The 22,371-nt window shown below is 73.4% G+C and carries 15 protein-coding genes and 1 pseudogene; 5 read left to right on the plus strand and 11 right to left on the minus strand.

Going from position 1 to position 22,371, the window contains the following annotated elements:
- Positions 1 to 12: 12 nt before the first annotated feature.
- Positions 13 to 1,362 carry a glycoside hydrolase family 26 protein gene (locus IE316_RS02885; RefSeq protein ID WP_190202471.1) on the minus strand — a complete coding sequence of 450 codons (1,350 nt, stop codon included), beginning with the start codon at positions 1,360 to 1,362 and terminating at the stop codon, positions 13 to 15.
- Between the two features lie 139 nt (positions 1,363 to 1,501).
- On the opposite strand from IE316_RS02885, the gene IE316_RS02890 reads away from it, so the two are divergent.
- On the plus strand, positions 1,502 to 2,794 hold the full coding sequence (locus IE316_RS02890; RefSeq protein ID WP_229910161.1) for a carboxylate--amine ligase: 1,293 nt from the start codon (positions 1,502 to 1,504) through the stop codon (positions 2,792 to 2,794).
- 83 nt (positions 2,795 to 2,877) lie between these two features.
- Here IE316_RS02890 and IE316_RS36060 read toward each other — a convergent pair whose 3' ends face one another.
- From IE316_RS36060 to IE316_RS36370, 8 genes and pseudogenes are all read right to left on the minus strand, one after another.
- Positions 2,878 to 3,684: a chaplin gene (locus tag IE316_RS36060; RefSeq protein WP_229910162.1), complete on the minus strand. Its 807-nt coding sequence runs from the start codon at positions 3,682 to 3,684 to the stop codon at positions 2,878 to 2,880.
- A 50-nt stretch (positions 3,685 to 3,734) separates the two neighbouring features.
- A complete protein-coding gene (locus IE316_RS02900; protein ID WP_190202472.1) occupies positions 3,735 to 3,962 on the minus strand; it encodes a chaplin in 228 nt (75 codons plus the stop codon).
- A gap of 199 nt (positions 3,963 to 4,161) precedes the next feature.
- Positions 4,162 to 6,087 carry an AMP-dependent synthetase/ligase gene (locus tag IE316_RS02905; RefSeq protein WP_190202473.1) on the minus strand — a complete coding sequence of 642 codons (1,926 nt, stop codon included), beginning with the start codon at positions 6,085 to 6,087 and terminating at the stop codon, positions 4,162 to 4,164.
- Between the two features lie 112 nt (positions 6,088 to 6,199).
- Positions 6,200 to 7,078, minus strand: a complete 879-nt coding sequence (locus IE316_RS02910) for an ABC transporter permease (RefSeq protein WP_190202474.1) — start codon at positions 7,076 to 7,078, stop codon at positions 6,200 to 6,202.
- 3 nt (positions 7,079 to 7,081) lie between these two features.
- Positions 7,082 to 9,712 carry an alpha/beta fold hydrolase gene (locus IE316_RS02915; RefSeq protein ID WP_190202475.1) on the minus strand — a complete coding sequence of 877 codons (2,631 nt, stop codon included), beginning with the start codon at positions 9,710 to 9,712 and terminating at the stop codon, positions 7,082 to 7,084.
- A 94-nt stretch (positions 9,713 to 9,806) separates the two neighbouring features.
- Positions 9,807 to 11,219: an APC family permease gene (locus tag IE316_RS02920; protein ID WP_190202476.1), complete on the minus strand. Its 1,413-nt coding sequence runs from the start codon at positions 11,217 to 11,219 to the stop codon at positions 9,807 to 9,809.
- Between the two features lie 318 nt (positions 11,220 to 11,537).
- Complete coding sequence (mmsA, locus tag IE316_RS02925) at positions 11,538 to 13,040, minus strand: CoA-acylating methylmalonate-semialdehyde dehydrogenase (protein ID WP_190202477.1); 1,503 nt, start codon at positions 13,038 to 13,040, stop codon at positions 11,538 to 11,540.
- 124 nt (positions 13,041 to 13,164) lie between these two features.
- A pseudogene (locus tag IE316_RS36370) lies at positions 13,165 to 13,287 on the minus strand (5-deoxy-glucuronate isomerase); the annotation flags it as partial.
- 302 nt (positions 13,288 to 13,589) lie between these two features.
- Between IE316_RS36370 and IE316_RS02930 the strand changes: the two are divergent.
- The 3 genes from IE316_RS02930 to IE316_RS02940 all read left to right on the plus strand — a co-directional run bounded on the left by IE316_RS02930 (position 13,590) and on the right by IE316_RS02940 (position 16,605).
- Entirely contained in the window at positions 13,590 to 13,781 is a 192-nt protein-coding gene (locus tag IE316_RS02930) for a helix-turn-helix transcriptional regulator (RefSeq protein WP_190202478.1), read from the plus strand.
- Between the two features lie 128 nt (positions 13,782 to 13,909).
- A complete protein-coding gene (locus tag IE316_RS02935) occupies positions 13,910 to 14,149 on the plus strand; it encodes a heavy-metal-associated domain-containing protein (protein ID WP_190202479.1) in 240 nt (79 codons plus the stop codon).
- Between the two features lie 164 nt (positions 14,150 to 14,313).
- Positions 14,314 to 16,605 carry a heavy metal translocating P-type ATPase gene (locus tag IE316_RS02940; protein WP_190202480.1) on the plus strand — a complete coding sequence of 764 codons (2,292 nt, stop codon included), beginning with the start codon at positions 14,314 to 14,316 and terminating at the stop codon, positions 16,603 to 16,605.
- A 599-nt stretch (positions 16,606 to 17,204) separates the two neighbouring features.
- Here IE316_RS02940 and IE316_RS02945 read toward each other — a convergent pair.
- Positions 17,205 to 18,494 carry a citrate synthase gene (locus tag IE316_RS02945; RefSeq protein WP_190202481.1) on the minus strand — a complete coding sequence of 430 codons (1,290 nt, stop codon included), beginning with the start codon at positions 18,492 to 18,494 and terminating at the stop codon, positions 17,205 to 17,207.
- Positions 18,495 to 18,728: 234 nt separating this feature from the next.
- On the minus strand, positions 18,729 to 20,984 hold the full coding sequence (gene recD2, locus IE316_RS02950; protein ID WP_190202482.1) for an SF1B family DNA helicase RecD2: 2,256 nt from the start codon (positions 20,982 to 20,984) through the stop codon (positions 18,729 to 18,731).
- Between the two features lie 147 nt (positions 20,985 to 21,131).
- Here recD2 and IE316_RS02955 point away from each other — a divergent pair, with 147 nt between their 5' ends.
- Complete coding sequence (locus IE316_RS02955; protein WP_190202483.1) at positions 21,132 to 22,307, plus strand: serine hydrolase domain-containing protein; 1,176 nt, start codon at positions 21,132 to 21,134, stop codon at positions 22,305 to 22,307.
- Positions 22,308 to 22,371: the final 64 nt, after the last annotated feature.

Consider the following 22,371-nt stretch of genomic DNA (forward strand, 5'->3'; position numbering starts at 1 on the left):
CGCCGCGCACCGCTAGCGCGTGCCGGGCAGCGGGCCCAGCCGCAGGCAGAGCTTGCGGCCGTACCACCGCTCGAACCACTCGCCGAGGTCCAGCGGCGTGCAGCCGACCGGGGCCGGAGGTGCGGTGGGCGGTGGCGTCGGCACCGGTGCCGGGCTCTGCGGGGTGCCGGGCCGGTCGGTGCGGCCGGACAGCAGGGAGCGGTAGACCCGGGCCGCCCGGGGGTTGTCGGCGCACGTCCACACGCCGTGCGGGCAGTAGTCGGTCAGCGTGTTGTAGAGCGGCCGGTGCTCGTCCATCCAGGCCAGCATGCGCCGCATGTACTCGGCGTTGTCGCCGTTGCGGAACAGCCCCCACTCCGGGTACGAGACGGGCTTGCCGTGCTCCCGGGCGAAGTCGACGTGCGCCTGGAGTCCGTAGGGCTCGGTGACCTGTTCGTCGAAGGGCATGCCGTGCGGCTGGTCGTAGGAGTCCATGCCGATGATGTCGACCGTGTCGTCACCCGGGTAGCACTCGGTCCAGGGGACGGCGTCCCGGCCGCGGCTGGGCGCGAAGTCGAACCGGAAGCGCTGGCCGGGCACCGCGCGCATGGCGGTGACGATCCGGTTCCAGTACGCCTTCCACGCCAGCGGGTCCGGGCCGCAGCGGTGGGTGTACGTGGTGCCGTTCATCTCCCAGCCCAGCACCAGGACCGTGTCGGGCACGCCCAGGGCGACCAGCCGTTCGGCCAGGGCGCGGAAGTGGTGGTCGAACCGTCCGGCCGCGCCGGCCCGCAGCAGCTCGCGGACCTCCGGGTCGGGGACGCCCTCCTCGTTGCGCTCCAGCATCGGCACGTTGAGGACGAACAGCCGGTCGGCGCCGCCGGCCCGCCAGTCGGCCCACGCTTCGAGGAAGCCGGGGGCGCCCGCGATGTTGCTCCAGCGGTCACCGGGCAGGTAGGTGTGGCCGACGCGCAGGTCCGCACCGTCCAGCCAGCGGCTCAGCTCGGTCATCCGGGTCACGCCCCGGGGGCCGTAGTCCAGGTAGGCACCGAAGGCGGGCGCCCCGCCCGGGGGCACCTCGGGAGCGGACGGCGCGTCAGGACCGGCCGGGTCGGCCGGTGCGGAGGGGGCGGGCTCGGCGGGCGGTTCCGACGGGACGGGCTCGGCGGGCGGCGCGGACGGAACGGGCTCGGCGGACGGGGCGGGCGGGGCGGCCTCGGCGGACGGGGCGGCGGGCGCGGGCGGTGCGGCGGGCGCGGGCGGAGCCGGGTCGGGTGGGCCGGCGGCCCGCACCGGGCCCGCGGCCAGCGCGGCCGTCACGGCGACCGCCGCCGCCACGAGCGCCGGCCGCCGCATCCGCGTACCCGGCTGGTGTGGAGACATGCCGACCCTCTCCCTTTCTTTCGCCATTCCTCTTTCCCGCTTTTTCTCATTTCTCCTCGCCAGTCAGTCACATGAAAAGCCATCACGCCACCGGCGCTACGGCTTCCGGGTACTCCGCCGAATCGAAGGAAGAAAATCCGTGTCGCCTTTCGACACCCGTGTTCCCGCCGTCGTCCTGCGCGTCGACCGCAATCCCTTCCACCACGGCACGCTGGGCGCGGTCCGCTCCCTGGGCCGGGCCGGCGTGGAGGTGCACGTCGTCGCCGACTGCGCCGACAGCCCGGTCGGCGCCTCCCGTTACCTGCACCGGCTGCACACCCCGCCTCCGCCCGGCGCGTCCCCGGCCCAGGTCGCCGAGGCGCTGCGCCGGGTCGCCGCCGGGCTCCACGGGCCCGCCGTCCTGGTGCCGATGGACGACCTCGGCGCGATCGCGGTGGCCCGTACCCGCGCCGAGCTGACCCCCCGTTACCTGCTGCCGGAGCTGCCCGGCCCGCTGCCCGAACGGCTGGCCGACAAGGCGGAGCTGGCCGCGGTGTGCGCCGCCCTGGACGTGCCGCACCCCGTGACGGTGCTGCCGGACAGCGCCGCCGAGGCCGTCCGCGCCGTCGGGAGACTGGGGCCGCCGGTGGTCGCGAAGTGGAGCCGGCCCTGGCTGCTGCCGGCCGGCAGCGGACTGCGCAGCACCCGGCTGGTGCACTCCGCGCGGCAGGTCCGGGAGCTGTACGCGCGCACCGGCGAGGCCGGCGGGCGACTGCTGCTGCAGGCGTTCCTGCCGCCGGGCCCGGACCGCGACTGGTTCTTCCACGGGTACGCCGACCACCGCGGCGTCCTGCGCGCGGGCGGCACCGGCGTGAAGACCCGGGCCCGGCCGCGCGGCGCCGGTCTGACCGCGGTCGGCCGCTGGGCCGCCGACCCGGGGGTGCGGGCGCCGGCCGAGCGGATCGTCGCCGAGCTGGGCTACCGCGGCGTGCTCGACCTGGACTTCCGCCGCTGCGGCAGCACCGGGCGCTACCACCTGCTCGACTTCAACCCGCGCCCCGGCGCCCAGTTCCGGCTGTTCACCGACACCGCCGGGCTGGACGTCGTACGGGCCCTGCACCTGGATCTGACCGGCCGGGCGCTGCCGGTGGGGGCGGCCGTGCCGGGGCGGGTGTTCGTGGCGGAGAACTACGCGCCGCTGGCCGCGCTGCGCCCCGCGCCCGGCGGCCGGGAGAGGGCCTGGCACGCCCGGGACGACCGGGCGCCGGGCCGCGCGCTGTGGCGGATGTGGGGCCGGCACGCGGCCGGACGGCTGGTGCGGCGACCGCGCCGGCCGGACGCGGCGGGCGGCGGCCCGGCGGTCCCGGGGACGGCGACCGCCCGGCTGCCGCACCAGGCCGACCCGGCGGACCCGGTCGGCCTCGGCGACGGCGAACGGGCGGGCCGGCGCTGAGCGGCGCGGGGCCGGACACGGCTCCGCCCCCGTCCCGGCGGTCGGTGCCGGGGCGGGGGCGGAGGGGGGCGACCGCGGTCGCGTTACCGCGTGGCGGCGGCGCGGCTGCGGCGGTACAGGAGGACACCGCCGGCGATCAGCACGGCGCTCGCGGCGCCCGCGCCGAGCATGCCCTCGGCGCCGGTCTTCGGCAGCGACAGCTTCTCGTCGTCCTCGGCGGGCGGCGCGCTCTCCTCACCGGCGGGCTCCGGGGACTCCTCCTCGTCGGACGGCGTGGTCTCCTCGTCCTCCTCCTCGTCGGCGGGCGGGGCCTCCTCGTCGTCCCGCGGCGGGTGGTGGCCGGCCGGCGGCGCCTTCGGGGGCGCCTCGTCGTGGCCGTAGCCGCCGTGCTCGCAGCCGTTGCCGGCCACCGGGTTGAGCGCGCCGCCCACGTCGACGCTGTTGCCGCAGGCGTTCACCGGCACGTCCACCGGCACCTGCACGACGTTGCCGGACCCGAGGCCGGACGAGCCCTCGGCCTCGCCGTACGCGCCCGCGTCGGGACCGTCGTCCTCGCCGTAGCCGGACTTCTCGTCCGCGCCGTAGCCGGAACCGTAGCCGGAGTCGTCGTCCTCGCCGTACCCGTAGTCGTGGTCGTCGTACTCGTCGCCGCCCTGGCGGCACTTGTTGCCGAAGGACGGGTTGAGGGCGGCGGCTCCGTCGACGGTGTTGCCGCAGGCGTTGACCGGCGCGTTGACCGGGACCTGGACCACGTTGCCGGACATGAAGCCGGAGGACTTCTTGGCGATGCCGTCCGCCTGCGCGTCGGCGAGGGCGGGGCTGCCGTAGAGGGACAGGACGCTCGTCGCGGCGGCAGCCGCGGCCATTCCCCTGCTCAAGGTCTGTCGCATTTCCCTGGTTCTTCCTGCTGGTAGAGACGGGATGGCTGGTGCGGACGACGTCAGTCGATCTCGCACTCGTTGCCGGAGGCCGGGTTCAGAACGCCGATGACGTCGATGGTGTTGCCGCACGCGTTGACCGGGACGTCGACGGGCACCTGGACGACGTTGCCGGAGAAGGAGCCGTCGGCGTCCTTGGCCACGGCGGTGGCGCCCGCGTCGGCGACGGCCGGTGTCCCGAAGCCCAGGGCCATGGCCGCGCCCGCGACGAGAGCAGCACTCTTCCTCATGTGGTGTCCCTTCTCTGCGGTCAGGCCCGGGTGGTGACGGCTTCAGCCGAGCGAGCGCGGTTCCGACGGCTCGCACCATGACCAGCAGTCTGCAAACGAGGAAAGGACGGCCGGGAAACTCGGGAAGGGACCGGCCCCGGGGAATTCACCCGATTGCCCGCCGGGTGAATTCCCCGGAAAGGGGGAAGCGGGCCGGCGGTCAGCGGCCCTCGGCGTACAGGGCCTCGATCTCGTCGGCGTAGGCCGCCGTCGCGGCGTGCCGCTTCACTTTCAGGGAGGGGGTCAGCAGGCCGTTCTCCTCGGTGAACTCGCCGTCGATCAGACGGAAGGCGCGGATGGACTCGGCGCGGGAGACGGCCCGGTTGGCGTGGTCGACGGCCCGCTGGACGTCGGCGCGCAGTTCCTCGTCGCGGACCAGCGCGGACAGCGGGGTGCCGACGGGCCGTCCCCGTACGGCGAGCCAGTGGGCGAGCGCGTCCGGGTCGAGGGTGATCAGGGCGGCGATGTAGGGCCGGTTGTCGCCGACGACCAGGCACTGGCCGACCGGCGGGCGGCTGCGCAGCCGGTCCTCCAGGACGGCCGGGGAGACGTTCTTGCCGCCGGAGGTGACCAGGAGGTCCTTCTTGCGGCCGGTGATGGTCAGATAGCCGTCGGCGTCGAGGGAGCCGAGGTCGCCGGTGGCGAACCAGCCGTCGGTGAGGGCCCGGTCGGTGGCCGCCGGGTCGCCCCGGTAGGCGCCGAAGACGATGTCGCCCTTGATCTGCACCTCGCCGTCGTCGGCGATCCGGACGGCGGTGCCGGGGACGGGCAGGCCGACGGTGCCGGGGCGGGGGGCGAGCGGCGGGACGATGGTGGCGGCGGCGGTGGTCTCGGTGAGGCCGTAGCCCTCGTAGACCATGATCCCGGCGGCGTAGAAGAACAGGTTGAGGTCGCGGTCGAGCGGGGAGCCGCCGCTGATGGCGTAGCGGGTGCGGCCGCCGAGTTCCTTGCGGACGCGGCGGTAGACCAGCAGGTCGTACAGGGCCCAGGCGGCCCACAGGGCGGGGCCGGGGCCGGGTCCCCGGCCGAGGAACCGGTTCAGGTGGGCCGCGCCGAAGCGGACGGCGACGCGGTGGGCGCGGTCGAAGGAGGCGCCGCGGCCGATCTTCTCGGCGGTGGCCCGCCCGGTGTCGTGGATCTTCTCGAACAGGTAGGGGACGCCGACCAGGAAGGTCGGGCGGAACTCCTTGAGGGCCGGGCGGAGTTCGTCCGGCTTGAGGCTGGGGAAGTGGCCGAGCTGGATACGGGCGGTCAGACAGGCGATCTGGAGGGTGCGGCCGAGGATGTGGGCGAGGGGCAGGAAGAGGAGCGTGGCGGCGGCCTGGCCGGTGACCGCCTTGAAGACCGGGTGGAGCAGCTCGACCGTGTTGGCGGCCTCGGCGAGCAGATTGGCGTGGGTCAGGACGCAGCCCTTGGGGCGGCCGGTGGTGCCGGAGGTGTAGCAGAGGGTGGCGGCCGTGTCGGGGGTGAGGGCGGTGCGCCGCTTGGTGACCTCCTCGTCGGGGACCGGCCGGCCGAGCGCGGCGAGGTCGGCGAGGGCGCCGGCGTCGAGTTCCCGGACCCGGGGGCGTTCGGGGTGGCCGGCGGTGCCGGCCAGGACGGTGGCGGTGTGCGCGGCGGTCTCGGTGACGACGAGGCAACTGCCGGAGTCGCGGACGATCCACTCGACCTGCTCGGCGGAGGAGGTGGGGTAGACGGGGACGGTGAGGCCGCCGGCCGCCCAGACGGCGAAGTCCAGCACGCTCCACTCGTAGCGGGTGCGGGACATCACGGCGACCCGGTCGCCGGGTTCCAGGCCGGTGGCGATCAGGCCCTTGGCCACGGCGGTCACCTCGTCGGCGAAGGCCGCCGCGGTCACCGGCCGCCAGGTGCCGCCGGTCCGGCGGCGCAGGACCACCGCGTCGGGGGCCTCGGCGGCGTTGGTGAACGGGATGTCGGCGGTGGACCCGGCGGCCGGGCGCGGGACCAGGGGCGGGACGCGGACCTCGCGGACGGTGCCGGTGGCGTCCCTGGTCAGCTCCGCCCGGGTGCGGGCGGCCAGGCCCGCGTGCCGTGCGGCCCGTTTCAGATCCTTGCGTACACCCATGGCGGCTCCCGGTGACGGCGGTCGCGTACTTACTCACGAGTCAACTTACTCACGCGTAAGAAAGTCAAGGGCCGGGTGGGACGGACGCCCCGCGAGTGCCTCCCCGGGCGGTCTACGACACGATGTCCTTGCGGGCGAAGCCCCGGAAGGCCAGGGCGAACAGGACCAGCGCGTACGTCACCGACAGCGAGCTGCCCTGGATCATGCCGGCCGGGTCCAGGCGGGGCTGGACGGCGTCGAGCCAGGCGTACTGCCAGTGCGCGGGGAGCAGCGAGCGCCAGTCGCCGAGGGCGGTCACCTCGTCCAGGACGCTGCCGATGATGGTCAGCCCGACCGCGCCGCCGACCGCGCCGAGCGGGGCGTCGGTGCGGGTGGAGAGCCAGAACGCCAGGGCGGCGGTGACCAGTTGGGAGACGAAGACGTACGCCACGGTCAGCGCGAGGCGCCCGGTGGCGGTGCCGGCCGGCAGGGTGCCGCCGGTGGGCAGGTGCAGCGGGCCCCAGCCGTAGGCGGCGGTGCCGACGGCGAGCGCGACCAGGGGCAGCAGCACGATCGCGGCGAGGCTGAGGGCGAGGCCGACGGTCAGCTTGGACAGCAGCAGCCGGGCGCGCGGGACGGGCGCGGCCAGCAGATAGCGCAGGGAGGACCAACTGGCCTCCGAGGCGACGGTGTCGCCGCAGAACAGGGCCACGGGCACGACGAGGAGGAAGCCCGCGGAGGCGAACAGGGTGACGGCGGCGAAGTTGGCGCCGGAGGCGGTGGCCGAGTCCATCAGGCTGATCTGCCCGGGTCGGCCCTCGGGTTCGCCGCCCACCGCGAAGGCGATCAGCAGCACGAACGGCAGGGCGGCCAGCAGGCCGCCCATGACCAGGGTGCGGCGCCGCTTGAGCTGCCGGACCAGTTCGACCCGCACGGGCAGGGTGCGCCCCGCGCGGTAGCCGTCGGCGACCTCGCGGGGGGCGGCGGCGCGCTCGGTGCGCGGCGTGCTCATGCGTCAGTCTCCGATCAGGGTGAGGAAGGCGTCTTCGAGGCGGCGGTGCGGGCCGACCGACTCCACGGGCACGTCCAGCCGGACCAGGTCGGCGACCAGGCGGCGGGCGGTGGCCCCGGGTTCCAGGCGGACCAGCAGCCCGGCGTCGGCGGGGACCGCGGAGGCCACCCCGGGCAGCGCGGCGACCTTCTCGGCGAGCGGTGCCGGGACGGGCCCGGCGGTGCCGACCAGCAGGGTGTCGCCGGCGCCGGTGATCTCCCGGACCGGTCCGGCCTGGAGGAGCCGGCCGTGGTCCATGACGACCAGGTGGGTGCAGGACTGCTCGACCTCGGCCAGCAGATGGCTGGAGACGATCACCGTGCGGCCGGCCGCCGCGTACCGGATCATCACCTCGCGCATCTCGCGGATCTGCGGCGGGTCCAGGCCGTTGGTCGGTTCGTCGAGGATCAGCAGGTCGGGCAGGCCCAGCATGGCCTGGGCGATGGCCAGGCGCTGGCGCATGCCCTGGGAGTAGGTGCGCACCGCGCGGGCGAGCGCGTCGCCGAGCCCGGCGATCTCCAGGGCCTCGTCCAGGTGGGCGTCCTCGGGCGGGCGGCCGGTGGCCCGCCAGTACAGCTCCAGGTTCTCCCGCCCGGACAGGTGCGGCAGGAAGCCCGCGCCCTCCACGAAGGCGCCGACGCGGGAGAGCACCGAGGCGCCGGGCGCGACGGCGTGCCCGAAGACCCGGATCTCACCGGCGTCCGGGGTGATCAGGCCCATCAGCATCCGCAGGGTGGTGGTCTTGCCGGCGCCGTTCGGCCCGAGCAGCCCCAGCACCTGGCCCCGCTCCGCCCGGAACGACAGGTCGCGCACCGCGTACCGGTCGCTGGACCCGGCATACCGCTTGGTGAGACCGGTGATGGTCAGCGGTACGTCCGCCAGGGCCGGGTCGGGCGGCGGGGCGGCGGTGCGGCGGCGGGCGGTCAGCAGCAGCGCGGCGGCGACGGCGGCACCGGCGAGCGGCGCCCACCACACCCAGGCGGGCAGCCCGGCCACCTGGTCGGGGGCGCCGAGCGCGGCCGGCACCTCCAGGGAACTCCTGACCGAGACGGTGTACGTCGCCGGGGCCGCCGGGGAGGCGTAGCCGAGGTCGGTGGCGGACAGGACCAGGCGGAGGCGGTGGCCGGCCTGGACGGTGTGGTCCACGGCCGGAAGCGTGATCGTCACGTCCTTGCCCTTCCGGGCGCCCTCCACCCGTACGGGGGTGACGAGCTGGGCGGGCAGCACCTGTCCGCCGCCGTCGGGGGCGACGTCGTAGACCTTGGCGAAGAGCACGGCGTCGCCGGTGGTGGACTTCACGTGCACGGTGACCGTCGGGGAGCCGGTGATCTGGAGGTCCTCGCGCAGGCGCGCGGAGGTGAACGCGGCGTGCTGGCCGGGGAAGTCCAGGGAGACGCCGATGCCGAGCGAGGAGAGCTGGGCGAGGCCGCCGGTGCCGGTGAGGCCGGGCAGCGCGGAGACCGAGGGCGGGCTGGCGCCCGGCGGATTGGCGAACTCCTGCTCGCGTCCGGCCAGTTCGAGGGCGTGCGGCTCGGCGGTCAGCCCGGGGTAGGTGTCGGCGCCGATGCCGCCGAGGCGGGGTTCGCCGTCGCCGGTGCCGGTGCCGAGGGTGCGGGTGACGCGGAAGGCGGGGCCGGTGTCGGCGCCCCGGTCGTCCTTCAGGTAGCGGTCGAACCACGCCCGGACGCGGGCCTGGACGCGGTCGCCCTCCAGGTCGCCGCCGTCGTGCCCGCCGGCGATCCAGTCGACGTCGACGGGGGCGCCGTTCGCCCTGATCGCCCGGGCCGCGGCGTCGGCCTGGCCGAGCGGGAACAGGGAGTCGGTCTGCCCCTGCGTCAGCAGCGTCGGCACCTCGATGCGGTCGCCCACGGCCTGCGGGCTGCGCTCCTCGAGCAGGTCGACCGCCGCGGGGTCCGGCTCGCCCGACTCGGCGACCCGCTCGTACATCCGGCACAGCGCGGGCTCGAACTTGTCGCATCCCCCGCCGGAGTTGACGAAGATGCCCGCCCAGAGCTTCTTGAAGACGCCGTCGGGGAAGAGGGCGTCCGCGAGGTTCCAGTACGTGATGGCCGGGGCGATGGCGTCGACCCGGGTGTCGTGCCCGGCGGCCAGCAGGGCGATCGCGCCGCCGTAGGAGGCGCCCGCCATGCCGACGCGGGGGTCGCCGGGCCCGTCCAGCGCGACGCCGGGCCGCTTCGCCAGCCAGTCGACGAGCCGGGAGACGTCGGCGACCTCGCCGTCCGGGTCGTTCAGGCCGATCTTCCCGGTGGAGCGGCCGAAGCCGCGGGCGGACCAGGTCAGGACCGCGTACCCGTCCCGGGCCAGGTCCTCCGCCTGCTCGCGGACGTCGTCCTTGCTGCCGCCGAAGCCGTGGCCGAGGAGGACGGCGGGGTGGTCGCCGTCCCCGGCGGGGGTGAAGTACGAGGTGTCCAGGCGGATTCCGGGGGCGGTGGTGAGGAAGCCGTCGGTGTGGTGCACCTCCGGTGGGTCGTCGGCGGCGGCTACGGCGGTCCAGGTGCCGATGCCTGCGGCCACGAGGGCGACGATGGCCGCGGCGGCCCGCCGGCGGCGGGTGCCGGGCAGTCGAAGATCCATGCGACAACCGTACGGGGTGCGTTGTCGGGTGCGGGTTCGTAGTGGCTTGTCGCGCCCACGCGGCGGAGCCGCACATCGACACAGCCCCGCGCCCCTAAAGACGGGGCGTGTCCGTGTCCTCGGGGATCGAGACCAGCCAGCGGGTGTCGCGGTGGGGGCGGAGGTAGCAGGCCCAGTACAAGGTCGCCGCTGCCGCTATGCCGCCCGTCCACAGGAGGTACGCCGTCTCCTGCTGGGTCAGGATGTAGGTGAGGACGATGATCAGCAGGACGGGGAGGGCCGGCCACAGGGGCATGCGCCAGGCCGGGGTGTGGCGGTGGGGGGTGCGGCGGGCGAGCAGGGCGGCGACGGCGACCAGGAGGTACATGCCGGTCACCGAGACGCCGGTGACGCCGTACAGGGTGTCGAGGTTGACGAAGCAGAGGGCCGCGCCGGGGACGCCGACCGCGAGGGTGGCGACCCAGGGGGAGCCGAAGCGGCCGAGCCGGGCGAAGAGCCGGTTGACCGGCTCGGGCCACGCCTTGTCGCGGGCGGAGGCGAACAGCACCCGGGAGTTCTGGATGACCATGACGATGCCCGCGTTGACGATGGCGAGGGCCACGCAGAGGCTGACGAAGGTGCCGGTGGCGGAGTTGGACCAGGCGGTGACCATGGCGCCGATGTCGCCGCCGGTCAGCTCGGTCAGGTCGGCGGCGCCCAGGGTGATGGCGACGACCGGGACCAGGATGATCGCGGTGGAGACGGCGAGGGTGGCCAGCACCGTGCGGGCGACGTTGCGGCGCGGGTGCTCCAGTTCCTCGGAGAGGTAAACGGCGGTGGAGAAGCCCTGGGTGACGAAGAGGGCGATGGCGAGGCCGGAGACGACCAGCATGCCGGTCACCGCGTCCGCGTGGCCGTCGGCGCCGGCCACCTGCATCGAGACGAGGCTGCCGGGGCCGCGCTCGCCGTGGGCGAAGCCGAGCACCGCGACCAGGGCCGCCGCGATGACCTCGAGGACCAGGAAGACGCCGGTGATCCAGGCGTTGGCGCGCAGGTCGAGCAGGCCGGCCAGGGTGGCGAGCAGCATGACGCCGGCGCCGGCCGTGGCGGGGTCGAGGTGCACGACCGGGGCGAGGTAGTCGGCGGTGCCCATGGCGATCACCGGCGGCACGATCACCACGACCAGCAGGGAGAGCACGAAGACCAGCCAGCCCGCCAGCCGTCCGGCCATCGTCGACACCATGGCGTACTCGCCGCCCGCGCTGGGCACCAGGGTGCCCAGCTCCGCGTAGCAGAACGCCACGGCGATACAGAGCAGCGAGCCGATGGCGATGGTGAGGGCGGTGGCGGTGCCCAGCGAGCCGAACAGGTCGGGGACGACCACGAACAGGGTCGAGGCGGGGGTCACGCACGAGAGGGTCAGCAGCGTCGCGCCGACGACTCCGATGGAGCGCTTCAGCGTCCGGGGGCCGGGGTGGTCCGGGGGCGCGGCGGCGGTGGTTCCGGCGGGGCGGAGCGTGTCGGTCATGGAGCGCTTCCGATCGACTCGTGCGTGAGGAAGAAGGGGGACGGGAGCGCTATCGCCTCCGGCGGCTGGGTCGTACGTGGTTCTGGGTCGCTCCCGGCGTATGAGAGAACCTTGACGAAACCAGCACGTCAATGGGTGTTTTCCTGCGGAATCCGTTGCCGGTGACGGGGTTCTGGCTCGGATACGGCACTTCGCGGCGGGAATTACCGGGTGTTGGGGGGTGCGGGAACCGCAGGGGGGCGGTGAAAAATTTACGTCCGTGACAAAGGCGCCGCCCCGCCTCCGGGAGCGGGGGCGGGGCGGCGGGGGTGGGTCGGGTCAGTGGTTGCGGGGGAAGCCCAGGTCGACGCCGGACGGGGTGTCGGCGGGGTCGGGCCAGCGGGTGGTGACGACCTTGCCGCGGGTGTAGAAGTGCGTGCCGTCGTTGCCGTAGACGTGGTGGTCGCCGAAGAGGGAGTCCTTCCAGCCGCCGAAGGAGTGGTAGCCGACCGGGACCGGGATCGGGACGTTGACGCCGACCATGCCGGCCTCGACCTCCAGTTGGAAGCGGCGGGCGGCGCCGCCGTCCCGGGTGAAGATCGCGGTGCCGTTGCCGAACGGGGAGGCGTTGATCAGGGCCAGGCCCTCCTCGTAGGTGGCGGCCCGCAGGACGCACAGCACCGGGCCGAAGATCTCGTCCTGGTACGCCTTCGCCGTGACCGGCACCTTGTCGAGCAGGGAGATGCCGATCCAGTGGCCGTCCTCGTACCCCTCGACGGTGTACCCGGTGCCGTCGAGGACGACCTCGCAGCCCTCGGCCGCCGCGTTCGCCACGTAGGACGCCACCTTGTCGCGGTGGGCCTTGGTGATCAGCGGGCCCATCTCACTGGCCGGGTCGTCGCCGGGGCCGATGGTGATCTTCTCGGCGCGCTCGCGGATCCTGCGGACCAGTTCGTCGCCGACGCCGCCGACGGCGACGACCGCGGAGATCGCCATGCAGCGCTCGCCCGCCGAGCCGTAGGCGGCGCTGACGGCCGCGTCGGCCGCCGCGTCGAGGTCGGCGTCGGGCAGCACCAGCATGTGGTTCTTGGCGCCGCCCAGGGCCTGCACGCGCTTGCCGTGGGCGGAGGCGGTGGCGTGGATGTGGCGGGCGATGGGCGTGGAGCCGACGAAGGAGACGGCCTTGACGTCCGGGTGCTCCAGGAGGCGGTCGACGGCCGTCCTGTCACCGTGCACGACGTTGAACACGCCGTCGGGCAGACCGGCCTCGGCGAGCAGTTCGGCGAGCCGGTTGGCGGCGGAGGGGTCCTTCTCGCTGGGCTTGAGCACGAAGGTGTTGCCGCAGGCGATGGCGAGCGGGAACATCCACATCGGCACCATCGCCGGGAAGTTGAACGGCGTGATGCCGGCGACGACGCCCAGCGGCTGCCGGATCGCGGCCACGTCCACCCGGCTCGCCACCTCGGTGGACAGCTCGCCCTTCAACTGCACGGTGATCCCGCAGGCCAGGTCGACGATCTCCAGGCCCCGGGCGACCTCGCCGAGCGCGTCGGAGTGCACCTTGCCGTGCTCGGCGGTGATCAGGGCGGCGAGGTCGTCGCGGTGGGCGTCCAGCAGCGCCCGGAACCGGAAGAGGATCTCCGTACGCCGGGCCAGCGAGGACCGGCCCCAAGTCGCGTACGCCTCCTTCGCGGCGGCGACCGCGGCGTCCACCTCCTCGGCCGAGGCGAAGGCGACCCGGGTGGTGACCGCGCCGGTCGCCGGGTCGGTCACCGGCCCGTGGATGCCGGAGGCGCCTTCGACGGACTTGCCGCCGATCCAGTGGGTGACGAGGTGCGTCATGGCCGAGAACTCCTTCACAGATGGCGGCGTCGGGTCGCGAGGTGCCGCGCGTCCATCCCATCAGGCGGGAGGCCGCCGCGCGCTCGACAGAGTGTCTGCGGTTCGGGCCCGCCCGTAGACACATGACCTCCGGCGCGGGGCCGTGGCGGGCGGGGAGTCGGCGCTCGCCCTTCGCTCCTGCCAGGGCGAAGCGGTCTCCCGCGCCGGAGGCGATCGGTGCGCGGCGGGCCGCCGGTCGTGGGGCATGGCGGCCCTTTCGCGTCGACTCCCCCGCTTTCTAGCCCGGCACCGGACGACTGTCAATGCTTTGTCCGGACATTCGGACGACAGGGCCATGTCTGGTCTTCGCCGCCGCGCCGCGGAATGCCTCAGGTCTGTCACGGGTGTCGCGGCCGGATCGCCGCCGCGTCACAGTCGCGTACGGCCCGTCCCCGCCTTCCCGCTCCGCCGCGCGCCGGACACAGGCTTGATGACCGCCAGCGCAGCGCCCGGCTCCCCCTGGGCGGCCGTCCCGGTCGCCGCCGCGGCGCGCGCGGGGAGGTGCGACCCATGACCGACCGCAGGCTCTGGTCCTACAAGGACATCGCGGCCCACATCGGGGTCCAGCCGGACACCGTCCGCTCCTACCGCAAACACGGCCTGCTGCCGCCGCCCGACCACATGGAGAGCGGCAAGCCCTACTGGTACGCCGACACCGTCCGGGCCTGGGCGGCGTCCCGGCCCGGGAACAGGCGGCGGTAGGCGGGACGTTCTCCGGGGCGGGGCGGCCGGGATGCGCGGTCGCGTTACCCCCTAGGGGTATGGTGGGAGAGAGGTGACCCCCCGCGGGTCACGGGTACCCCACCCACACGCCCCGACGAGGAGTAGACATGACCGCCCACACCGACACCCAGGGTTCCGTCACCACCGTCTACAAGGTGAGCGGAATGAGCTGCGGACACTGCGAGGGCGCCGTCTCCGGCGAGCTCGGCGAGCTGCCCGGCGTCACCTCGGTGAAGGCCGTCGCCTCCACCGGCGAGGTCACCGTCGTCTCCGACGCCCCGCTGGAGGAGGCAGCGGTGCGCGCCGCGGTGGACGAGGCGGGCTTCGAACTGGTCGGCCGGGTCTGAGACCGGCCGGCCGCGTCCCGTAGCCGTACGGGGCGGTCGTGCCCCCGAACGGGGACCGGCCCGCAGCCGTCCGCCCGTCCGTACGGGCGGCCCCGTACCCCCCAGGAAGTCTTCCGCCGACCGGACCGCCGCCGCACGGTCCGGTCCGCCGTCTGGAGCCGGACATGACCACCACCACCGCCCGCACCCCGTCGGCCCCGGCGCCCGCCGGCCCCGGTCCCGGTCCCGGCCGGTCGGAGGTCGAGCTGCGCATCGGCGGGATGACCTGCGCCTCCTGCGCGGCCCGGGTCGAGAAGAAGCTCAACCGCATGGACGGCGTGACCGCCACGGTGAACTACGCGACCGAGAAGGCCCGGGTCGTCTACCCCGCCGGGACCGAGGTCGCCGACCTGATCGCCACCGTGGTGAAGACCGGGTACACGGCCGAGGAGCCCCCGCCGCCGGAGCCCGCCGTCCAGGACACCCCGGGCGCGGACGCCCCGGCCGCGGACACCGACCCGGAGCTGTCCGCGCTGCGGCGGCGGCTCACCGTGTCGGCGCTGCTCGCCCTGCCCGTCGTGCTGCTCGCCATGGTCCCGGCCGCCCAGTTCGACAACTGGCAGTGGCTGTCGCTCACCCTCGCGGCGCCCGTCGTCGTCTGGGGCGGGCTGCCCTTCCACCGCGCCGCCTGGACCAACCTGCGGCACGGCGCGGCCACCATGGACACGCTGGTCTCGCTCGGCACCCTCGCGGCGTTCGGCTGGTCGCTGTGGGCGCTGTTCCTCGGCGACGCGGGGATGCCCGGGATGCGGCACCCCTTCGCCTGGACCGTCTCCCGCGCGGACGGCACGTCCACGATCTACCTGGAGGTGGCCGCCGGGGTCACCGTCTTCCTCCTGCTCGGCCGCTTCCTGGAGGCCCGCTCCAAGCGCCGCGCCGGTGCCGCCCTGCGGGCCCTGCTGGATCTGGGCGCCAAGGACGTCGCCGTGCTGCGCGACGGGCGCGAGGTCCGGATACCGGCCGGCCGGCTCGCCGTCGGCGACCGGTTCGTGGTCCGCCCCGGCGAGAAGATCGCCACCGACGGCACGGTGGTCGAGGGCGCCTCGGCCGTGGACACCGCCCTGCTGACCGGCGAGTCGGTCCCGGTGGACGTCGCGGTCGGCGACGCCGTCACCGGCGCCACGGTCAACGCCGGGGGCAAGCTGGTGGTCGAGGCCACCCGGGTCGGCGCCGACACCCGACTGGCGCGGATGGCCCGCCTGGTCGAGGAGGCGCAGAGCGGCAAGGCCGAGGTGCAGCGGCTGGCCGACCGGGTCGCCGGGATCTTCGTCCCGGTGGTGCTGCTGATCGCGGTGGGCACCTTCGGCGGCTGGCTGGGCGCGACCGGTGACACGGTCGCCGCGTTCACCGCCGCCGTCGCGGTGCTGATCATCGCCTGCCCGTGCGCCCTGGGCCTGGCCACGCCGACCGCGCTGCTGGTCGGCACCGGGCGCGGCGCCCAGCTCGGCATCCTCATCAAGGGCCCCGAGGTGCTGGAGTCCACCAGGCGGGTGGACACCGTCGTCCTGGACAAGACCGGCACCGTCACCACCGGCCGGATGACCCTGGTGGAGGTGTACGCCGCCGAGGGCACCGACGAACGGGAGGTGCTGCGGCTGGCCGGCGCGGTCGAACACGCCTCCGAGCACCCGGTGGCGCGCGCGGTCGCGGCGGGCGCCGGGGAGCGCATCGGTGCGCTGCCGTCCGCCGAGGACTTCACCAACGTGCCGGGAAGGGGCGTACGCGCCCGGGTGGAGGGCCGTGAGGTCGCCGTGGGCCGCCGCCTGTTCGACCAGGTGCCCGAGGAGGTCGCCGGGGCCGTCCGGGCCGCCGAGGAGGCCGGGCGCACGGCCGTCCCGGTCGGCTGGGACGGCGAGGTGCGCGGCATGGTCGCCGTCGCCGACGCGGTGAAGGAGACCAGCGCCGAGGCGGTGGCCGCGCTGCGCCGCCTGGGCCTGCGGCCCGTCCTGCTGACCGGCGACAACCGGCGGGTCGCCGAGTCCGTCGCCCGGGAGGTCGGCATCGCGCCGCAGGACGTCGTCGCCGAGGTGCTGCCCGAGGAGAAGGCCGAGGTGGTGAAGGGGCTGCGCGCCGAGGGCCGTACGGTCGCCATGGTCGGGGACGGCGTCAACGACGCGGCGGCGCTGGCCACCGCCGACCTGGGCCTGGCGATGGGCACCGGCACGGACGCGGCGATCGAGGCGAGCGATCTGACGCTGGTCCGGGGCGATCTGCGGGTGGCCGCGGACGCCATCCGCCTCTCCCGGCGCACCCTCGCCACCATCAAGGGGAACTTGGTCTGGGCCTTCGGCTACAACGTGGCGGCGCTGCCGCTGGCCGCCGCCGGGCTGCTCAACCCGATGATCGCGGGGGCGGCGATGGCCTTCTCCTCGGTCTTCGTGGTCACCAACAGCCTGCGGCTGCGGACATTTCACTGAGGTACCCCTGGAGTCCGGAACCCACCTCACATAAGCTCTTCACAAGGCTCGCGCATCTTCCTTACGCTGGGACGCGTTCGACGTATGGGCTTCTTGCGTATTTACCGGACATATGCAAGAGACGCAGATCACAGTGATCCGAACGTAACCATCGAAGGGGTTCGAAGGTCTAAGTTGGCGATGTCGGGGAGCGTCTTGGGGGGCGCTGCCTGACATCTGGAGATGTCTTGGGGGACTTCTCCAGAGGTGCGTTGCCGGGACACGTACACCGGGGAGCTTTGAGCGGCCCTCCCGAGCGTGCGCTGTCCCGGCAGACCGCGCAGGTGCACGACACAGCGATTCAGGCGCTGTCCTCACAAGCGCCCGGCCCGGATCCCGTGGGGGGAATCCGCACCGGGACATGGGAAGGCGCCCTGGTCGTCGGCCCGTGGGGGGACCGGCACCGGGGCGCCTTTCGTCGTACCTTCTTCCGGGTGACTTTCGGCTCGCTTACGGGCTCGCCGGCGACCGCCCGTCGGCCTCCTGGTCCGCCTTCCCGGAGACAGCACGCGGCCCCGCGCCCGACGGATCGGACCCGGGGCCGGTACGGAGACGGCGGCTCAGCGCTCCTCGACGGGGACGAAGTCGCGCTCGACCACGCCGGTGTAGATCTGGCGCGGGCGGCCGATGCGGGACCCCGGCTCCTTGATCATCTCGTGCCACTGGGCGATCCAGCCCGGCAGCCGGCCGAGGGCGAACAGGACCGTGAACATCTCGGTCGGGAAGCCCATGGCCCGGTAGATCAGACCGGTGTAGAAGTCGACGTTCGGGTAGAGGCTGCGCGAGACGAAGTAGTCGTCGGAGAGCGCGTGCTCCTCCAGCTTCAGCGCGATGTCCAGCAGCTCGTCGGACTTGCCGAGGGCGGAGAGCACATCGTGCGCGGCGGCCTTGATGATCTTGGCGCGGGGGTCGAAGTTCTTGTAGACCCGGTGGCCGAAGCCCATCAGGCGGACGCCGTCCTCCTTGTTCTTCACCTTGCGGATGAAGGAGTCGACGTCGCCGCCCGCGTCCCGGATGCCCTCCAGCATCTCCAGCACCGACTGGTTGGCGCCGCCGTGCAGCGGGCCCCACAGCGCGTTGATGCCGGCCGAGATCGAGGCGAACATGTTCGCCTGCGAGGAGCCGACCAGGCGGACGGTGGAGGTCGAACAGTTCTGCTCGTGGTCCGCGTGCAGGATCAGCAGCTTGTCCAGCGCGGAGACCACGATCGGGTCCAGCTCGTACTCCTGCGCCGGCACGGAGAACGTCATCCGCAGGAAGTTCTCGACATAGCCGAGGTCGTTGCGCGGGTAGACGAACGGGTGGCCGACCGACTTCTTGTACGCGTACGCCGCGATCGTCGGCAGCTTGGCGAGCAGCCGGATCGTGGAGAGGTTGCGCTGCTGCTCGTCGAACGGGTTGTGGCTGTCCTGGTAGAACGTGGACAGCGCCGAGACCACCGACGACAGCATGGCCATCGGGTGCGCGTCGCGCGGGAAGCCCCGGTAGAAGTTCTTGACGTCCTCGTGCAGCAGGGTGTGCCGCGTGATGTCGTTCTGGAACGAGGTGAGCTGGTCGACGGTCGGCAGCTCGCCGTTGATGAGCAGGTACGCGACCTCCAGGAAGGTGGAGCGCTCGGCGAGCTGCTCGATCGGGTAGCCGCGGTACCGGAGGATGCCCGCCTCGCCGTCCAGGTACGTAATGGCGGATTTGTAGGCGGCGGTGTTGCCGTAACCGCTGTCCAGTGTCACCAGACCGGTCTGGGCGCGGAGCTTCCCGATGTCGAAGCCCTTGTCACCGACGGTGCTGTCGATCACCGGGTAGGTGTACTCGCCGTCGCCGTACCGCAGTACTACAGAGTTGTCGCTCACGTCTTCCCTCACCGACGTAGTGCCTCATCTTCGAGGTGCCCTGACTGTCTCTACCATCCCCCACTTGGCTCAGGAGAGTGCACTCGGGGTCGACCATCGGGCCTATCGGCGGCACTCAGTGCCGCCAACTTGCTCATACTGCCCCCTCTGTTCCCCTTCGGGAAGTGCTCTGTGACCTTTGCGACTCGTTTGATCGATCATTTTTTTCACAGGGGGTGACCCCCGTGCTCCCGGTCAGGGGCGGGCCAGCCGGAAGTCGAGGGCCGTGCAGCGCCGGCCGGCCGAGACGGTGCGCACCGCCTGTCCGATCGCCTTGCGCGAACCGACGAGGACGACCAGCTTCTTCGCCCGGGTGACCGCCGTGTAGAGCAGGTTGCGCTGGAGCATCATCCACGCGCCCGTGGTCACGGGGATGACCACCGCCGGGTACTCGCTGCCCTGGGAGCGGTGGATGGTGACCGCGTAGGCGTGGGCCAGCTCGTCCAGTTCGTCGAACTCGTACGGAACCTCCTCGTCCTCGTCGGTCAGCACCGTCAGGCGCTGGTCCACCGGGTCGAGCGAGGTGACCACGCCCACGGTGCCGTTGAAGACACCGTTCTCCCCCTTCTCGTAATTGTTGCGGATCTGGGTGACCTTGTCGCCGACGCGGAAGACCCGGCCGCCGAAGCGCTTCTCGGGGGTGTCCGGGCGGCCCGGGGTGATGGCCTGCTGAAGCAGTCCGTTGAGGGTGCCGGCGCCGGCCGGGCCGCGGTGCATCGGCGCCAGGACCTGCACGTCACGGCGGGGGTCCAGGCCGAACCTGGCGGGGATGCGGCGTGCCGCCACGTCCACGGTGAGCCGGCCGGCCTCCTCGGTGTCGTCCTCGACGAAGAGGAAGAAGTCCTTCATGCCGTCGGTGACGGGGTGCTGTCCGGCGTTGATCCGGTGCGCGTTGGTGACCACGCCGGACTGCTGGGCCTGCCGGAACACCCGGGTCAGCCGCACCGCCGGGACGGGACCGCCCCCGGCGAGCAGGTCCCGGAGCACCTCCCCCGCGCCGACGCTGGGCAACTGGTCGACATCGCCCACGAACAGCAGGTGCGCCCCCGGCGGTACGGCCTTGACCAGCTTGTTGGCCAGCAGCAGGTCCAGCATCGACGCCTCGTCCACCACCACCAGGTCGGCGTCGAGCGGCCGGTCCCGGTCGTAGGCCGCGTCGCCGCCCGGCTTCAGCTCCAGCAGCCGGTGCACGGTGGACGCCTCCGCGCCGGTCAGCTCGGCCAGCCGCTTGGCGGCCCGGCCGGTTGGCGCGGCCAGCACCACCTTGGCCTTCTTGGCCCGGGCCAGCTCCACGATCGACCGCACGGTGAACGACTTGCCGCAGCCCGGACCGCCGGTCAGCACCGCCACCTTCTCGGTCAGCGCCAGCTTCACCGCCGCCTCCTGCTCGGGCGCGAGGTCGGTGCCGGTGCGCCCCCTCAGCCAGCGCAGCGCCTTGTCCCAGGCCACCTCCCGGAACGCCGGCATCCGGTCCTGGTCGGTGCGCAGCAGCTTCAGAAGCTGCGCGGACAGGGAGAGCTCGGCGCGGTGGAACGGGACGAGGTAGACGGCGGTGACCGGGTCGCCGCCCTGAGGGTCGGGCACCTTCTCCCGGACCACCCCCGGGTCCTCGCCCTGTGCCGGCTCCGCCGCCAGCTCGCCCAGGCACTCGATGACCAGGCCGGTGTCGACCTGGAGCAGCTTCACCGCGTCCGCGATCAGCTTCTCCTCGGGGAGATAGCAGTGCCCCTGGTCGGTGGCCTGGCTCAGCGCGTACTGGAGCCCGGCCTTCACCCGGTCCGGGCTGTCATGCGGGATGCCGACCGACTGGGCGATCTTGTCGGCGGTGAGGAAGCCGATGCCCCAGACATCGGCGGCGAGCCGGTAGGGCTGGTTCTTCACCACCGAGATCGACGCGTCGCCGTACTTCTTGTAGATCCGCACCGCGATCGACGTCGACACCTCGACGGTCTGGAGGAAGAGCATGACCTCCTTGATCGCCTTCTGCTCCTCCCACGCCTCGGCGATCTTCTTCGTCCGCTTCGGGCCCAGGCCCGGGACCTCGATCAGCCGCTTCGGCTCCTCCTCGATGATCCGCAGGGTGTCGGTGCCGAAGTGCTGGGTGATCCGGTCGGCGAAGACCGGCCCGATGCCCTTGACCAGGCCGGAGCCGAGGTAGCGCCGGATGCCCTGGACGGTGGCGGGCAGCACGGTGGTGTAGTTCTCCACCGTGAACTGCTTGCCGTACTGCGGGTGAGAGCCCCACCGGCCCTCCATCCGCAGCGACTCCCCCACCTGCGCGCCGAGCAGCGCGCCGACGACGGTGAGCAGGTCACCGGCGCCCCGGCCGGTGTCGACCCGGGCGACCGTGTAGCCGTTCTCCTCGTTGGCGTAGGTGATCCGCTCCAGGACTCCTTCGACGACAGCGAGCCTTCGTTCCCCGGGGGCGGCGCCTGCGGACTGGTTGGGCATGATCCGACGGTACCGGGCGGGTACGACAGCGGGCCGGGGCACGGTGGTGCAGGCTGTACCCCGGGTTCGGCAGACGGCGCTACCGACGCGCGCGCCCGGATTCGGAATCGTCTTCCTCATCGATCGCAGCGAGCTGAGGGAGCACCGATGCAGCGGAACACGACCTCGAAGTGGCACAAGGGACTGCTGGCCGTGGCGGTGGCCGGGCTGATGAGCGCCGCCCTGACCGACGCGGCGGTCGCGGACCCGCCGGGGCGGGCGGAGGCGCGTCCGCGCCCGGCGGTGCAGGAGAGCCTCGACTCGCTGGTGCGGGACGAGAAGTTCCCGGCCGCGCTCGCCTGGGTCGGCGAGGACGGCCGCGGGACCTCCGCCGTCGCCGGGTCCGCGCGACTGGACCGGCGGGTTCCGGTGCCCCGGGACGGCCAGGTGCGGGCGGGCAGCAACACCAAGACCTTCACCGCGGTCGTGGTCCTGCAACTCGTGGCCGAGGGCAAGGTCGAGCTGGACGCGCCGATCGAGAGGTACCTGCCCGGCCTGGTCCGCGGGCCGGGCATCGACGGTCACGACATAACGGTCCGTCAACTCCTGCAGCACACCAGCGGGCTGCCCAACTACACCGCGTACATCGGCCTGGAGGACTTCGCCGAAGTCCAGCACCGGTTCTTCCAGCCGCACGACCTGCTGGCCGCGGCGCTGGCGCACCGCGCCGAGTTCGCGCCCGGCACCCAGTGGGAGTACAGCAACACCAACTACCTGCTGGCGGGCCTGCTCATCGAGCGGGTGACCGGACGCCCGGTCCAGGAGGAGATCGACCGACGGGTCATCAGCAAGGCGGGCCTGCGCCACACGTACTGGCCGGCGGCCGGGGACCAGACCATCCGGGAGCCGCACCCGCACGGCTACGCGGTCGCCGACACGGAGTCCGGCAAGGTGATCGACGCGACCGTCATGGACCCGTCCTGGGGCGGCGCGGCCGGTCAGCTCATCTCGACGCCGAGCGACATCGCGCGGTTCACCCGCGCGCTGCTCGGCGGCAAGCTGCTGCCCGCCGAGCAGCTCGCCGAGATGCGCAAGACGGTCGACGCCCCGGTGTTCCCCGGGTGGCGTTACGGACTCGGCCTGTTCCGTGTCCCGCTGAGCTGCGGCGGCGCCTACTGGGGGCACGGCGGAGACATCGACGGCTACGAGACGCGCGGCGGCGCCACCGACGACGGCCGCTCCGTCGGACTGGCGGTGACCGCGCTGCCCGGCACCTTCGGCAACGACGCCGACCAGGCGGCGAAGGCGGTCGTCGACGCCGTGGACACCGCCTTCTGCGAGTGACGGCAGGGGGGAGCCCGCCGGGGCTCCCCCCTCGCACAGTGGCCCGAGTCACACCCCCCGCCTC

Origin of the sequence: Streptomyces fumanus (assembly GCF_014655295.1) — a bacterium.
GTDB lineage: Bacteria > Actinomycetota > Actinomycetes > Streptomycetales > Streptomycetaceae > Streptomyces > Streptomyces fumanus.